The 14,235-nt window shown below is 46.6% G+C and carries 13 protein-coding genes; 7 read left to right on the top strand and 6 right to left on the bottom strand.

The window, feature by feature from the left end; translation table 11 throughout:
• Positions 1-2: 2 nt before the first annotated feature.
• From R2X38_RS15015 to R2X38_RS15025, 3 genes are all read left to right on the top strand, one after another.
• A complete protein-coding gene (locus R2X38_RS15015; RefSeq protein ID WP_317523112.1) occupies positions 3-1,037 on the top strand; it encodes a transporter in 1,035 nt (344 codons plus the stop codon).
• 124 nt (positions 1,038-1,161) lie between these two features.
• Positions 1,162-1,560 (top strand): DUF2750 domain-containing protein, encoded by a 399-nt coding sequence (locus tag R2X38_RS15020; RefSeq protein WP_317523113.1) that lies wholly within the window; start codon positions 1,162-1,164, stop codon positions 1,558-1,560.
• A 70-nt stretch (positions 1,561-1,630) separates the two neighbouring features.
• Complete coding sequence (locus R2X38_RS15025) at positions 1,631-1,990, top strand: HopJ type III effector protein (RefSeq protein WP_317523114.1); 360 nt, start codon at positions 1,631-1,633, stop codon at positions 1,988-1,990.
• A 41-nt stretch (positions 1,991-2,031) separates the two neighbouring features.
• Here R2X38_RS15025 and R2X38_RS15030 read toward each other — a convergent pair whose 3' ends face one another.
• Positions 2,032-2,361 carry a hypothetical protein gene (locus tag R2X38_RS15030; protein ID WP_317523115.1) on the bottom strand — a complete coding sequence of 110 codons (330 nt, stop codon included), beginning with the start codon at positions 2,359-2,361 and terminating at the stop codon, positions 2,032-2,034.
• 346 nt (positions 2,362-2,707) lie between these two features.
• On the opposite strand from R2X38_RS15030, the gene R2X38_RS15035 reads away from it, so the two are divergent.
• From R2X38_RS15035 to R2X38_RS15045, 3 genes are all read left to right on the top strand, one after another.
• A complete protein-coding gene (locus R2X38_RS15035) occupies positions 2,708-3,496 on the top strand; it encodes a phosphoribosylglycinamide formyltransferase (RefSeq protein ID WP_317523116.1) in 789 nt (262 codons plus the stop codon).
• A gap of 279 nt (positions 3,497-3,775) precedes the next feature.
• The gene (locus R2X38_RS15040) at positions 3,776-4,555 is read left to right on the top strand and encodes a RelA/SpoT domain-containing protein (protein ID WP_317523263.1); all 780 of its coding nucleotides are present in this window, start codon (positions 3,776-3,778) and stop codon (positions 4,553-4,555) included.
• A 208-nt stretch (positions 4,556-4,763) separates the two neighbouring features.
• Entirely contained in the window at positions 4,764-5,051 is a 288-nt protein-coding gene (locus R2X38_RS15045) for a Rho-binding antiterminator (RefSeq protein ID WP_317523117.1), read from the top strand.
• Positions 5,052-5,104: 53 nt separating this feature from the next.
• On the opposite strand, the gene R2X38_RS15050 is transcribed toward R2X38_RS15045, so the two are convergent.
• From R2X38_RS15050 to mrcB, 4 genes are all read right to left on the bottom strand, one after another.
• Positions 5,105-6,391 (bottom strand): serine dehydratase subunit alpha family protein, encoded by a 1,287-nt coding sequence (locus tag R2X38_RS15050; protein WP_317523118.1) that lies wholly within the window; start codon positions 6,389-6,391, stop codon positions 5,105-5,107.
• 371 nt (positions 6,392-6,762) lie between these two features.
• On the bottom strand, positions 6,763-7,341 hold the full coding sequence (locus R2X38_RS15055) for an NUDIX hydrolase (RefSeq protein ID WP_317523119.1): 579 nt from the start codon (positions 7,339-7,341) through the stop codon (positions 6,763-6,765).
• A gap of 62 nt (positions 7,342-7,403) precedes the next feature.
• Positions 7,404-9,095 carry an asparagine synthase-related protein gene (locus R2X38_RS15060; RefSeq protein ID WP_317523120.1) on the bottom strand — a complete coding sequence of 564 codons (1,692 nt, stop codon included), beginning with the start codon at positions 9,093-9,095 and terminating at the stop codon, positions 7,404-7,406.
• 213 nt (positions 9,096-9,308) lie between these two features.
• Positions 9,309-11,660: a penicillin-binding protein 1B gene (gene mrcB / locus R2X38_RS15065; protein WP_317523121.1), complete on the bottom strand. Its 2,352-nt coding sequence runs from the start codon at positions 11,658-11,660 to the stop codon at positions 9,309-9,311.
• A gap of 195 nt (positions 11,661-11,855) precedes the next feature.
• Between mrcB and R2X38_RS15070 the strand changes: the two genes are divergently transcribed.
• Complete coding sequence (locus R2X38_RS15070) at positions 11,856-12,311, top strand: exoribonuclease R (RefSeq protein ID WP_317523123.1); 456 nt, start codon at positions 11,856-11,858, stop codon at positions 12,309-12,311.
• Positions 12,312-12,432: 121 nt separating this feature from the next.
• Here R2X38_RS15070 and R2X38_RS15075 read toward each other — a convergent pair whose 3' ends face one another.
• Positions 12,433-14,139 carry a phospho-sugar mutase gene (locus R2X38_RS15075; RefSeq protein WP_317523124.1) on the bottom strand — a complete coding sequence of 569 codons (1,707 nt, stop codon included), beginning with the start codon at positions 14,137-14,139 and terminating at the stop codon, positions 12,433-12,435.
• Between the last annotated feature and the right edge of the window lie 96 nt (positions 14,140-14,235).

Below are 14,235 nucleotides of genomic sequence, written 5' to 3' on the forward strand. Positions count from 1 at the left end.
TCGTGAGTACTTTCAATAACAAAAGCTTTATCGCGCTTCTTGCTTTGATTTCAGGGGCTGTCTCTGCAGAAACAGATCAAGCACCAGGCTCCACTCAACCTGGCGAAAAACCTAAACGAGTACAGACATTTGGCGATCTCCTTGACCCTGATTTGCCTGGTGTGCTGACACCAAAAGGATCGTTTGTACTAGATACCAGCTTTTCATTCACGCAGAACTCTTCCAATACAGTATCTGTCGTCGGTTATACCGTTTTACCGTCTTTGATTGTTGGGCTTATAGAGGCTAACGATACGGACAGGACTACGCTTACTTTTGGTCTGGCTGGTCGCTACGGTATTACCAACCGCTTGGAGGTTGAGGCCAGGATCCCTTGGGTTTACCGTTATGACTCTATCTCAAAAAGAAGTGTGAACTCTGGAGCTGACTCAGCAGAAACACGTACCTTTGACAGCAGCGATCTGGGCGACATCGAAGCAGGGTTCAAATACCAAATAAACATGGAGACCGCCCCTTACTGGATCGCAGGCTTGCGATTTAAAACTACCACGGGAACTTCTCCTTATGATGTACCTGTCGATAGTACATTTGGCTTTGAGGAGCTGCCTACAGGATCTGGCTTCCCCAGCATAGAGCCTAGTGTGACTATGATTATGCCGATGGACCCGGCAGTCATCTATGCCAATCTCAGTTACACGTGGAATATCAAAGATGATGTCACAACCGAAATTGACGGCGAAGTCACTCGTAATGAAATCGACATTGGCGATACCGTAGGGTTCAGTGCTGGTATGGGCTTTGCCGTCAACCCAAAATTTTCATTCAGCTTAGGCCTTAGCCACAAAACTATTCTAAAGTCGAAAGTTGACGGTAGCACCCAAGCTGATGCCAAACTGCTGCAACTTGATTCGATCTCTATGGGGGCTAACTATGCCATCAACCCTGAGACTACATTGAACGTGGGTGTAAGTGCAGGTTTGACTGCAGATGCACCGGATTTTCAGCTTACTGTCCGAGTCCCTTATACCTTGCGCTAACATCTCTGCTCGCCAAGCCCACAATAAACAGCCCTACCTATCGCAGGTGGGGCTATTTTCATGACTAAAGTCTAATTTTCCTCTATGCTATGTCGCTACTACTATGTGTTACAGGAAAATAAGAATGTCGACGCCATTAGATCCAAGCCAAATCGAACAAATTCAAGGCTATGACGCTGAAAAGCGCTACAAGTATTTGGTGAAAGAAGTGGTGAGTAACCGCGAAATCTGGATTCTGACGGATGAACATGGTTGTGTCATGCTCAATACCGATGACGAAGACTGTGTACCTGTGTGGCCAAACAAAGAATTTGCCGAGTCTTGGGCGACCGGTGAGTGGGAAACCTGCAAAGCAGAAGCGATTTCCCTCAATAAATGGCACAGCCGCTGGACATACGGCCTTGAAGACGATGAGCTTGCTATCGTTATTTTCCCAAACCAAGACGAAGATGGTCTTGTGGTATTCCCTGATGAGCTGGATTTTGAGTTAAAACAGCAAGCAAAAAAGTCAGGTAACCGCTAAACCAACCAATAGCAACCAGTAACTCGGGGGCGATTTCGTCATTTCGCCCCTCATTTGAAGGATATTAGCCATGGAAGCGCTTCTCGCTAAGCTTAAATCCCAGCCAGATTCAGTCTCATTTCCTGAAGTAATGAGCGCTATTGAGAAGAATTACTCTTACCAACCCACTCCCTTTACCAACGGGCTAGGTAATGACACCCTGATTAATGAAGCTGGCTCCAATGAAGGATCATGCCGGATCTTTGCATTCGCAAAACTCAATAAGCTATCTGAAGCTGAAACCCTCGCCTGTTTTGGTGATTACTACCGTATAGATGTTCTTCAAAACCCAGACGGTGATGACCACCAGAATATTCGCCATTTTATGAAATACGGCTGGCAAGGTATTCAATTTGATAAGGCCCCACTGATTGAAAGGGCCTGCGCTTAGGAAATTGGGCTAGATATACCCAAGGTAAATGTGCTCTTAAATTACAGTTTTCTCTGGCAATGAGAGCACTTCTCTGGCGGTTTCATGAAAAATGGAGAGCGTGATGGGTTTCCGCATCCATCACAAAACTTGGTTGAGCGAATCGTCAACCAAGTGAGTGGCACCATAAACGCCAATAATCCCAGCATCATAGCCATAGGTGGTTGCAAATAAACAATCACTGCGCCGATCACCACATTGCTGGCAATGGTGTATATCGGCCACAGCCGACGCTTTCTTGCAACATCTGTCCCTCTTTGAAACAGCATATAACTGCCTGCCGCCATTGCCAGCCAAATCGCCGCAAAGATAATCATTAAATTTTGTTGCATCACTCATCTCTTTAATTACACCAACAGCGCATTCTACCACTTTGTGCAAACTCAGCGTAATTCTTCCCTTTACACAACCCTGGCTTCCCCCCTAAAAACAAGGTTCTTATTGGATACAAAATATTCAATTGTGATAGCACGCTCACTTTGCAGCTATACGGCCCTTAAAAGGATAACTTTCTATTTTTGGCCTCGATCACATTGCAAATCTGTTGATTGGGAAGCGCGTCACAGGATGATAATTTGCCACCCACTTTTCGTCTTGGTTCATATTGAAAACCCAGCCTTCGCCCAGATATCTTACGTGTACCGCTTGAAGTTAGAGCGGTGATACCAAGGAGATCCAATGATCGCGAAGTCTTTGTTCAGAACTTGTTTTGTTCTGTTATGTGTTTTCGGACGTGGCCCCGTTGCCAATGCAGCAGTACCACAATTTACTGATTCGGAGTTTAAGCTTCCATCCCCAACACAAGACACCAAGGATAACTTCCAACGCTCACTAAGCGGTTTATTTTCAATTCCTAGCTTCCGTCAAGAGACTTTGAGCCAGCCTTACCATAACTTCGATGAGCTATACCACCACGCTCATTTAGCCCAGCAAGAGCTGGAGCAACTACTGACTCATGTCAGCCTTCACACAGAAGCAAAACCTATCATTCCGGGTATTAAGTCTCGCCAGCGTGCAGAGCAGAAAATCGCCACTGAACTCAATGGCCAACCGGAAAAACTGACTGACCTCGCCCGAGGAACACTGGTTGCCAATAACATTTCTTCTTTAGTCGACGCTTTTAACCACCTTAGCCGTGAGAGCACTATCGTAGAAACTAAGAACCGCTTCAAGCAGCCAGCATCTTCTGGTTACCGTGACTTAAAAATGTTGGTTCAGCTTCCTCAATCAGGCTTAATTGCAGAAGTACAACTTCACCTTGATAGCATTGCCGAGATAAAAAGTGGCCCTGAGCACGACATCTACGAGTCGATTCAGCACATAGAGCGCCAAGCAAACCTTGAGCAGCGTGAATTGAATGATATCGAAGTAGCCAAAATCAAAGTGTTGCGCAAGCAATCACAGCAAATGTACCAGCAAGCTTGGCACCAGTACTTACAGCCTGAACCACTTGCAGTGGCAAGTTAATGGAAAATAATTTTCCAGGGGAGCAGCTTGCTCCCCTTTTTATTTCAATTAGATACACCACAGCCACCACTTCTTCTGTCAGCAGTTTGTTAACTCTCATCAATGAATTTTCAAAATTCATCCAGCGTTCAGATAACTTTGCTAATCTAGCAAGCGTAGAGTAGCTAGCAACTCAAATAAATACGTCGCTTTTTCTGAGCAGGTTCTTACCCGCTGAGATGCACCTTTTTACGTATGATGCCCGATGTGATCGGGCAACCAAGGAGTTGTTTGATGGATTTGAAATCTGTACTTCGAACGTGTTTTGTTCTGTTTTTCCTGACCCGTGGGTCAGCGATGGCAACACCATTGATGGCAGACTACTCTGGGCAAGATTATGAGGTATTACCAAAGCATTCAGAAGCCAGTAAAAAGTCGTTCCAGAAAAGCCTGAGCGGTCTTTATAGCATTGAGAGCTGGCGCGCTGCTGATATCCAGCAGCCACACAAAAATTTTGAAGATTTATACAACGTGGCTCCTTCAGCCCAACAGGAACTGGCAAACCTGATGAATGAAGTGGGTCTGATGACAAACACCAATATCCTTATGCCCGATGTGAAGTCGCGCGAACGAGCCGAAAAGAAAATCGCCACCGAGCTCAATGGCGATGCCAGCAAGATCACCGACCTTGCACGCGCATCCCTAGTCGCTGACGATATTCCAGCTCTAGTCCATGCTTTTGAGCTGATTAGTAAAGAGGCAACTATTGTATCGGTCAAAAACCGCTTTAAATCACCAACAGACTCAGGCTACCGTGATATAAAACTGCTGGTTCAGCTGCCTGGCTCTGAAATGATTGCTGAAGTTCAGTTGCACCTGGATGCCATTTCTGACGTAAAAAATGGTGAAGAGCACAAGATTTACGAGCAAATTCAGCACATCGAGCGTACCGCGCTAAGCCAGAGTCGCCCACAGAGTGAATTTGAAGTGGCTCAAATCAACAAGCTTCGTGCGACTTCGAAGGCACTGTATCACGATGCGTGGCAGCAATACCTACAGCCTGCAAGCATCGCTGTTTAAACTTCCCCCCAGAGGTCACTACGATTGGGTAGTGGCCTCTACCCCTAAACGATTATTCATCCATTAAATCATTTCAAGTTGTTTCAGTTTTAAGCGAGATTCTCATTTTTGACTACGCTTTTATGTGGTGGCGATGGAATCTTGATCCAACTTCAACTCAACTTGGGGCCATAACAACAACGCAGCCCCTAATGACAGAGACCGCGTTATGACCAATAGATACCAACCCATAGACTACACGCTGCAAAATTATCTCGAACAAGCCTGCGATGCCCATTATGACGTCCTACTCGAACTCACGGATGACAGCACTGTAGAAGGACAATGTATCAACACAGAGATCCACCCTGACCGCTCTCAATGGCTGGTGTGTAAAACCCAATACCAGTACACCAAAATTCGGCTAGACTTCATTGCCAAGATAAAGTCATTGACACCGGGTTCAAGTTTTTCTGAGGTCACCCCCTCTTCGCCGCAGGCCATATTCAAAGGATAAAAAAAGAGCACCTTGGTGCCCTTCTTCACTATTTGCGACGCACTAGATAGTGATCATTTATGAACCATGATCTCCAAGATCTGAACATCGGTTTGGGTCATTGCGCCGTTGGCTAGTGCTGACATATTGCGAATTGAAGCATCAACATCATCAGCAACAATACCTTCATTACCTGTAACTCGAATGCCATCGAGCGCCATCAAAGCTGCTTTAATCGCTGCGCTTGCAGACGATGACACTTTCATCGCACAGCTTGTTTTGGCACCATCACAAATAATACCTGTAATATCGCCAATCATGCTGCAAATTGCGTTGCTAATGTGGCTAAACTGACCTCCAAGCAACCAAGTCATACCCGCAACTGCACCCATAGAAGCAGTGGTTGCCCCGCAAAGGGCTGACAATTTATTTTGATAGCTCTTGATATAGATAGCCATCAAATGAGACAACATTAGAGCGCGAATGGTTGTTTCATGATCCGCTTTTACATGCTCAGCCACCACCACGACCGGCATCGTTGCAGCGATACCTTGGTTACCTGATCCTGAGTTGCTCATTGCCGGTTTCATCGCACCGTCCATACGGGCGTCAGATGCGGCTGATGTACGACGAAGAATGTCCGTCAATAGACCACCTGACAGTAAACCACGATCCACATTACGCTGGAATGTCGCGCCGATTTGCAGGCCATATTTGCCTGTCAGGCCCTCTTTCGACAGCTCATCGTTTAGCAAGTATGCCTGTGAGATAAAGTCGATATCTCCAATCGGCGCGTTTAATGCAAACTCAAACATATCGTGGGCTGTTGCTTGCTCGAAAATATTCTCTTTTGCTGCAGGCTGTGCTGCATCTGTTTGATCGGCTATAAACAACACCTGGTCATTTTTTTCAATAGACACAACACGTGTGTGACTATCTGCAATGATCACGGTTACAGAGTCAGTACCGTTGCCAACAGTCACTTTGGCAAACAGGATATTGCTGACATCGGCCACGCCTACAGATACTGATTGGCTATCCAGCATCACCTTGGCTTTTTCGACATCTGCAGGGGTAATTTTTTTCAGCACTTCAAGCCCAGCATCGGCATCACCCGCGAGGGCTCCCACTGCTGCAGCAATTGGCAAACCGACCATTCCGGTACCAGGTACACCAACACCCATACCATTTTTCATCAAGTTAGGTGAAACAAAAGCATCAATTTGGGTTGGAATGCCCCCCAATTCGCGCGTTGCTAGAGCAGCGGCCAACGCAACAGAAACAGGCTCGGTACAACCCAGCGCCGGGACAACTTCACGCTTTACAGTTTCAATGAAACCATTCCATAGATGCTTTTTCATGTTCATCACCTTTATGCTATTCGGTAGGGCTACGGGCTTATTGAAATGCAAAACGAGGAAAGATAAGCCGTAGGATTTATAAGGCTAATGTACAGCTATCTTGAGGAAAATGTTTTCTTATTTAGCCTATCCTTAGCTTGGCTTTTAGCAAATTTTTCTCCAAAAGGTACTTTACGTGACATTAATCATGCAGTATTTCACCAACAACGCAAAGGATCACACTACTCAACAGTAACTCTCAGCTATCCCAAGCAGCAGAAATAAAATGCTATGGCATGTCTAGAAAAGCTATCTTTCTCCGACCATAAAAAAACGGCCTCATAAGAGACCGTTCAAAGGAAAATATTCTATGTCTGTTACCAGTCGCTTGATTAGCTAGCCGCTTTCAATTCAAAAGCACTCGCTTCAGGCATTTCCTGACCAAGAAGCTCGGCGGCAATGGTTTTCAACAAGAAGGTTTCACGCTCAATCGACATGCCTTTCTTTTTGCTGTTAGCGATGGTGTGCTCATTGTGAGCAATGGCATCAAAGATATTGATCCAAACCGGCTTCATGCCGTTTTTCACTTCATAATCTTCCAACTTGGTATCGCCAAGTTTCTCATCGATCGTACAGACATAGCAGTAAGAAAGCATGTGCATGATATTAAAATCAGGCTTGTACCAAGGACGATACTCTTCGTAAATGCCAAACTCACGAATATCACGAATGTTCTGCGCGCCAGTCTCTTCTTCCAGTTCGCGGATCAAACCTTCGATGGCATCTTCACCCTCATCGATACCACCACCAGGTAAGGTGTAATCGTGGTAACGCTCGGTATACAGCATTAAGATATTGCCACCATTGAGAATGATGCCTCGTGCCGCCTTACGGTGAAACGTATTTTGATGAAGCTCAGACGTTCCTAAATGTTGTAAATCAGGATGCACGGTCGCTTTCAGTAATCGCATGTGTATTTTCCGAACGTTTTAACAAGCGGTGCATTCTAGCCGATAACATCGCGATTCCCAAGTCAAAGCATGAAAGTATTCATCCGCTTGACCATGGTCAGCCCGGGCGTACAGTCATATAACCTTAATGCTGTTAATAGACACTGCATACCCAATACCGAGCGATTGAACACCGTGGCATTTTCACTGAATACTGTAGAAAAGCCCTCACGGAGCAACTGATTTTTGGTCTTTGTCGGCAAAGAAAACTGCCACTGATTTGCTTTAGGTTTATCTACGTCAATTGGGCATGGAATATGGCCGGGATATGTCTGCCAGGGCGTTTTTAAAGCTTGAGGATAATACTGCTGCAACCATTCCATGTAGATACCATGTTTCAACGCCCAGTGAGTATCCATCGAAAACATTGCTGCCAACACTGATTTGCTGTAGTACGGTAAGCAGAAATCCAACTGAAAAAGATCCATATCTTCAAATGGCAAGGCGACATGATGATGCTGATCATTTTCCCACAAGAATAATTGGTAGGCTTTTAACAGCGGTAAATGCGCATACTCCCTGAAACTATCTATAATGTTCTCCCGCAGTCGCTGCTGAAACATTGCGCCTTGCTTTATTAGGCGCTGAGGAATATATGCCATCTGCTGCTCTAAATAACAGTCAACCAACTGCTCAAGATCGTCTTGTTTGCATGCCTCGACAATGGCTTCGCCCGTATAGATTTGGCCAACACAGACACTGCCACCATTCCCAGACCAAAAAAGCCTTGGACGAGGTAATTTGTCATAATATTCAAAGCACTCTGATTGCCAATGCTTGCCAAGCCGTTGCTCAACAGTCAGCTCCTGGGTATCAGTCACTCGAATACTATGGAGGGGAATTTGATGATAGGCAGCAAACTCCTGACCATATGAGGCATCTTGGGAATGATTGCGGGAAAAGTTCAAGCACTCTAACTCTACACCACGCCTTTTCAGCTCCGTCGCTATGATGCGTGAATCCAACCCACCGGATAATGTACTGATAACAGCAGTGTCAGCACCAAGGTAACGCTCAACGGCCTGTTTGAAGCCGGTGTCTAAATTTGAAAGCCCTTCCTCAAGCGAGCCGGCTTTGACATCATAATTAGACCACTTGAAATAGCGTTCTCGGTTAACACAAACCTCAAGCTCAGGATGTTTTGCAACCGTGATCTGCAGCATTTCTCCTGGCCGTGAAGCAAGTACTTGGTTATAAGGAGTTTTACTACCAAGTGGATAGCCCAAAGTTGCAATTTCAGTCAACGCTTCAAGGTTGTTATCGATGGGAATGCCGAGTTCAGGGAATATCCGCAGGCAAGTACTGAAAATGACCGAACCCTTATAATGCATGAAGTAATAAGGGCGTATCGCCAAGCTGTCTGTATATATGTTTAAGCAGCACGACTTTTTGAGATAGTGAAAAGCACAAAACGTCCCCTCACCTTCGAGTAATAATTTCTCCGGTTCATTAGATTCCAGAAGGCACTCTAAATCCTCTTCCAAGCAAGAAGAAAGCAACGGGTGGCCTGCTGTAACAATAAAACTGTGCTCTCCGTCCAACATGGCTGGCTTCCCAAAGCTATGGTAATCGACATGACAAAGAAACAGAGAAGGATCTGAATAGTTCTTACGGATATCATCTTGATTACGTGATATATGCTTTTCGATGTTGTGCTTAACTGCTGTTAGCTCTGGTGTCCAGCGAGTTGAAAAAATGCCTGCGACTATACTCATTGCTCACTCCTTTTGATCTATACGAACAATTAGGCAATTTGTAAGCCAACTCAGACATGAAATTAAGATCCTGTTTTTATTGATTTATTTGCAATTCTCAATAAACCGATAGCAATTTTTGCTAATTGCAAAGCAATACAAAAATACCCCCAAGCCAATAAATGGATTGGGGGTATTCAGTCGTTGAACTGTTTCTGCTATCAATCAGCGCGATTAATTAAAGTCAAATAACCGCTTGAAGAAAGTCTCTACCTTCTTAACACAGCCTTGTTTCAGTGTGCCTTGTGGATCCCATGCTGGCAGGTGGGTTTTGCCCACACAGCTTTGCGATAACACCCCTCGCTGATCACGGTAGTAATCAAAATCGGTAATTTGAGCTGGAGTTTGTATAACCAGCGGTTCAGGATCACGACTCTGTATATAGTCTGCATACAACCGCAATGGCCCGGATGACCCCGTTAGTTTCACCGCTTTGTTATCATCACGTCCCATCCATACCGTCACCACTTCACGGCCATCAACACCGACATACCAGCTATCTCGGCCTCTATCTGACGTACCGGTTTTGCCGGCCAAGCGTGAAGAAGGCAGTAAGGTATTAAGATAACGCCCAGTCCCTTCGCTAACCACACGCTGCATGCCATACATGGTCAACCAAGCCGCCTGCATAGAAACCGCCTGGGTCGAAACAGGTAAGGATTGGTACAAGATCTTCCCTTCATTATCCACTACCGCACCTAGCGCCGAAAGTTCAGTTCTATGGCCTCCGCTGGCAATGGTTTGGTACATCTGAGTTACCTCTACCGGAGTTAGGGTAAATGCCCCCAGCAACATTGACGGCAACTTCGGTACCTCATTTTTATCAATACCGAGCTTTTCCATCGTGTTGATGACTTCATCCAGGCCAACGGCCATCCCCAAGTTGACTGTCGGGATGTTATAGGATTTTGCTAACGCACTATATAGCGGTACTTCACCCCGGTATTGGCGATCATAGTTTCTCGGTGACCAGTCTTCCCCGTTTTGGCCTTTCAAGGTCAATGGCCTATCTTGTAGGCTAGTTGCAAGGGAAAAACGTTTAGGCATCTCAAGTGCTGCCAGATAGACCGCTGGCTTTACAACGGAACCTATTTGGCGCTTAGCATCCACCGCACGGTTAAAACCATCGTAGCCAGGACGCGAGCCCCCTACCATGGCACGTATTTCACCACTGACCCTATCAGCAACAACCACAGCCGTCTCAAGCTGGTCACCCGCTTTTGATTCTAACTTCGGTATGATCTTACGTACTGATTGCTCGGCCATTTCCTGCGAACGTGGATCCAGAGTCGTAAATAACCTCAGTCCCTGCCCTGCCTGATAATTCTGTACTTTTGCAGCAAGCTCCCGTTGCAATTGGCCAAAATAAGCCGGCTGGCGATTTGAGATAGTGCCTTTTTCTTGAATATCAAGTGGCATCTCAACGGCTGCAAGATAATCTTCTTTTTCCAGCACACCGTTTTCAAACATCAGCTGCAACACGAGGTCGCGGCGGTTCTTGGCTCGCTCTGGGTAGCGCCAAGGATTGTAATAAGACGGGCCTTTAACTAAGCCAACCAGCAAGGCTTGTTGATCGACACGAAGCTCAGACAGTGGCAAGCCAAAATAAAAACGCGAGCCAAGCTCAAAACCGTGTACGGCATCTCGGCCACTTTGTGCCAGATACACCTGATTCAAATACGCATCGAGAATTTGATCTTTGCTGTAACGATAATCAATGATCAGTGCCATATAGGCTTCACGGGCCTTACGCCACAAACTGCGCTCGCTGGTCAAGAACATATTCTTAGCCAACTGCTGAGTTAACGTACTGCCCCCTTGAACCGTGCGACCCGCCTTGAGGTTAGCAATGAAAGCTCGCGCGATTGCCGTAGGCGAGACACCATCATGCTGATAGAAGTCCCTATCTTCTGTTGCAATCAGTGCGCCTATCAAGTCTTCTGGCATTTCTTCCTTCGGACGGTAGATACGCTGCTCTTCCGTTTGCGCCTCGAGCATACCAAGCAATTTGGGTTCAACACGGATATAGCCAAGCTCGCGGTTAGACTCAACCTCGGTGATTGATTTGACCTTGGAGTAGTCAAACTTCACAACAACATGCCTGGCTTCCTGCTGACCATCACGAAACTCAAAAGGACGGCGGATCATTTCCACCGTCAGGCGGCTCGTAGAATATTCACCAGGGCGGGTTGGGTTGCTGACCTTGCGGTATTTCAGCGCCTCCAGCTCGTTGACCAAGTCTTCATAACGGACCAGCACTCCCGGCTGTAGTGACAGCTCACGCGCATAGACAACTGATGGAAGCTGCCACAATTGCCCCTCAAACTTTGCTGTCACTTCATCGTTAATATCAAACCCCATTTTGGCAATACCACCAGTGGTAAGCAGGCATACACCCAGTAGCGCAAATTTCAATTTACGGTACGAGCGGCGAGGCTTAACACTTTTCTTTGGTGCCGAGGACTCAGATGATGAGATATCCAACTCGGTGATTTGAGGCTCAATGCGCTTCTGTTGCTTGGTCATAATGTCGCTTTCGTTACAAATTCGCGCCGACAATACCGTAAGGCTTAAGGTGCTTTGTCAGTAATCTGTCAAAGCATTCTCTTCCTAGCACCGGCAGCGCGCCCTGTAAAAAAACTAACTCCAGCACACAGCTGGAAATTAAGCGTAAAATCACGCAAAATACGCGCCCCACACTGATAGCCAAGCAGAGATACAATGGAACGCGATTACAAACTAGAGTGCCTGATGACGATGCCACGCCATGAGCTGGAAGAGTTCAGCTTACGAGTGATCGGCCGTATGGTACCTGAAGATATGATGCAAGAGATCTTTACCTTTGAGCAGGAAGAGATCGAAAGCGAAGATCGCATGAAATCGGCACAATTTGATGCCATGCTACGTATGAGTGCCATTGCGCTTGGTGAAGTGAGTGCCGCTTTTGCTGAATCAGACAATGCCCAGCAGAACACCGAGCGCATGACCCGCCTGATCCTATGGCACTTCTATGCAATGTCGTTCAACCTTGAAGAAGCGGTTACGCTTGAGCAGCACTGCGAGCAGGTCGAGAAGCTGCTTATCAATGCACCGAAAGATGCATTTGGCTGGATAAAAGTACTGACAGATTTGCTGCATACTTACGCTGAAATCAACGAGCAGCGCAACAACCAATAATCTACACCGTACATGGGCGGATAATACTCAGCGCTGGAAAGCACATACAGCGCAGCCAGAACCCTGAACAAATGTGTTCTGGCTGAGCCTGTATATTGAAGTAGCTTGGGTATAAATGATTTTACCCTAACGATGCCTGATGCTTAGCGATCAGATCATTCATCGCTTCCTCTGCCCGCTGCTGCACGTGATTAAAACAATCCTCGTGGCTCATCGCCTCAATGACCTCATAGTAGCATTTAAGCTTCGGCTCTGTACCTGATGGCCTAACGACAACTCGGGAATCATCGTCAAGGTGGTAAATCAGCACATCGCTTGGCGGCAAATCTATCGCTTTCGTTTGCCCATCCGCGTAAGTACGCGTTGATGTTTTCAGGTCATCGATAATGGCAACTCCTCGCCCTGCGATATGGCTTGGCGGTGAGGCCCGCAAACTATCTCCTATTGGAGGTGTACCCGGTTGTAGCGCAATACTTCGCTGGGCGTTGATATACAGGCCATGTTCGCGGTAAATCGACTCAAGTTGATCCCAAACTGTTTTGCCTTTCGACGCAAGTTCAGCCGTTAGCTGGGCAAAAGCAACTAGCGCAGATAAGCCGTCTTTGTCCCACACGACATTGCCCACGGTATAGCCAAGTGCTTCCTCATAGGCGAACAAGAACTGGCTCTCCTCTGTCTGCTTGTCCATCGCCACATTGGTGAGCCATTTAAAACCAGTCAATGTCTGGTAAAAAGATGCATCTACAGACTCGGCAATTTTCTTAAGCAAGGTCGATGAGACTATCGTTGTACCTACCAAATTCTGTACTGGTGCTGCGTGGGTTAAAAGGTAGTGGCCTAACAAAGCCCCCACTTGATCACCTGTGAGCATTTGATATGAACCATCATCTGCTCGTACCGCAACAGCAAATCGATCCGCATCGGGGTCATTCGCACAAGCCAATATCGCTTGGTGTTTTTCTGCCTCTGCGATCACCATATCCATCGCACCAGGTTCTTCAGGATTAGGAAAATTAACGGTGGGGAATGAGCCATCGGGTTCACGCTGAGCAGCAACACTGTAAACCTTGTTAAATCCCGCATCGGCAAGTAAGGATTCTGCCAACTCAGCACCTACGCCATGCATTGCCGTGTAAGCAAGGCTGAGCGCTTCTGGTTCGTGATGATTTGATAACAGCGGACTATTATTGAGTGCTTTACGGTACTCGGTATAGAAGTCGCCATTGAGCCAATGTAGCAGCCCTTCTCGTTCCCCGTCTTCAATTGAGTGCTCTGGAAGAGCTTCTGATGCAGCAATATCAATTTGCGCAGCAATACCAGAGTCATGAGGCGGGATGATTTGTGCACCATTGCCCCAGTACACTTTGAAACCGTTATAGGCTGGCGGGTTATGGCTAGCAGTGACAACCACCCCAGCCGCCGCACTCAAATGGCGGACACCAAAAGCGACCACTGGAGTCGGTGCCACTTTTTCAGTCAGGTAAACCTTAATACCTAGTGAGGTAAGCATTGAGGCAGCATCATGGGCAAACTGGCGTGAATCTGGACGACCATCGTACCCAATCACAACCCCTTTCGTTGTCGACTGCGGATCAACCTGCAACAGATACTTGCCCAATCCCAATGCTGTTTCATGAATGACCAGCCGATTCATCCGATTTGGGCCAGCGCCGACAATCCCGCGCAGCCCTGCCGTACCAAATGCCAAACGAGTAGAAAACCTCTCTGCTAACTCTGTTTGGCGATTTGCATCAACTAATTGCTGCAACTCTTCACGTGTTACCGGATCAGGATCCCGTGCTAACCATGTTGAAATTTCTGGTGTCATTTCGGTATTCCCTATAACTAACCATTTGGGAAAGTATAGAGGGTGTGCCACAGGGGACAATTATCTCTGTCTCAAAATACAGACTTAGCGGTATTA

Origin of the sequence: Photobacterium rosenbergii (assembly GCF_033022775.1) — a bacterium.
GTDB classification, from domain to species: Bacteria; Pseudomonadota; Gammaproteobacteria; order Enterobacterales; family Vibrionaceae; genus Photobacterium; species Photobacterium rosenbergii_A.